Origin of the sequence: Paraburkholderia fungorum (assembly GCF_046026025.1) — a bacterium.
In the GTDB taxonomy this organism is placed as follows: Bacteria; Pseudomonadota; Gammaproteobacteria; order Burkholderiales; family Burkholderiaceae; genus Paraburkholderia; species Paraburkholderia fungorum_E.
The window spans coordinates 1-1358 of the sequence record NZ_JAQQFL010000088.1; the positions used below are offsets into that span (position 1 = coordinate 1).

Consider the following 1358-nt stretch of genomic DNA (forward strand, 5'->3'; position numbering starts at 1 on the left):
CGCGAGTCGATGGAATACGACGTCGTGATCGTCGGCGGCGGCCCGGCTGGCCTGTCCGCGGCGATCCGCCTGAAACAGCTGGCGGCTGGGAAAGGCGTCGAGATTGGCGTGTGCGTACTGGAAAAAGGCTCGGAGATCGGGGCTCATATCCTGTCGGGCGCGGTCATGGACCCACGCGCCATCACCGAACTGATCCCCGACTGGAAGGAAAAAGGCGCGCCGCTGACGGTGGACGTGACCGAAGACAAGTTCCTGTTCCTGACGGAAACCGGCTCGAAGAGCGTGCCGACCTGGGCACTGCCGGACAACTTCAAGAACCACGGCAACTACGTGATCAGCCTCGCGAACTTCACGCGCTGGCTGGGTCAGCAGGCTGAAGCACTCGGGGTGGAGATTTTCCCGGGCTTTCCGGCGGCCGAGATTCTGTACAACGACGACGGTTCGGTGAAAGGCGTTGCCACCGGCAATCTTGGTATCGGCAAGGACGGCGAGCCGACCGAGAATTTCCAGCTCGGCATGGAATTGCACGCGAAGTACACGCTGTTCTGCGAAGGCGCGCGGGGTCACCTCGGCCGCCAGCTGAACGATAAGTTCAAGCTGCGCGAAGGCGTCGATCCGCAGGTCTACGGTATCGGCATCAAGGAACTGTGGGAAATCGATCCGGCAAAACACAAGCCGGGTCTGGTGATGCACACCGCCGGCTGGCCGCTGGAAAACGACACGTACGGCGGCTCGTTCCTCTATCACATGGACAACAACCAGGTGGTGGTGGGCTTCGTGGTCGGCCTCGGCTACACGAATCCGTATCTGTCGCCGTTCGAGGAATTCCAGCGCTACAAGACGCATCCGGCGATCCGCGCGATTCTGGAAGGCGGCAAGCGCGTGTCATACGGCGCACGGGCGATTACGGCCGGCGGTCTGCTGTCGCTGCCGAAGCTGGTGTTCCCGGGTGGCGCGCTGGTCGGCGACGATGCGGGCTTCCTGAACGCCTCGCGCATCAAGGGTTCGCATGCGGCGATCAAGACCGGCATGCTGGCCGCTGACGCCGCGTTTGAAGCCGTGCAGGCCGGTCGCACCAGCGATGAGCTGACGGCCTATCCGGAAGGCTTCAAGACCTCGTGGCTGCACACGGAGCTGCATCGTGCGCGCAACTTCAAGCAGTGGATGAGCAAGGGCCTGTACCTCGGTACCTTGATGGTGGGGCTTGAGCAGAAGGTGCTCGGTGGCAACGTGCCGTGGACGCTGCATCATCAGCATTCCGATCACGAGATGCTGAAGCCTGCTTCGCAGTGCAAGCCGATTGTTTATCCGAAACCCGACGGCAAGCTGACGTTCGACCGGCTCTCTTCGGTGTTCAT

General features: G+C 62.2%; 1 protein-coding gene. It reads left to right on the forward strand.

What is annotated here, in order from left to right; all coding sequences use genetic code 11:
* Nucleotides 1-1358 (forward strand): NAD(P)/FAD-dependent oxidoreductase (locus tag PQR67_RS38115; RefSeq protein WP_408467938.1); only part of this gene is annotated, 1358 nt, incomplete at both ends.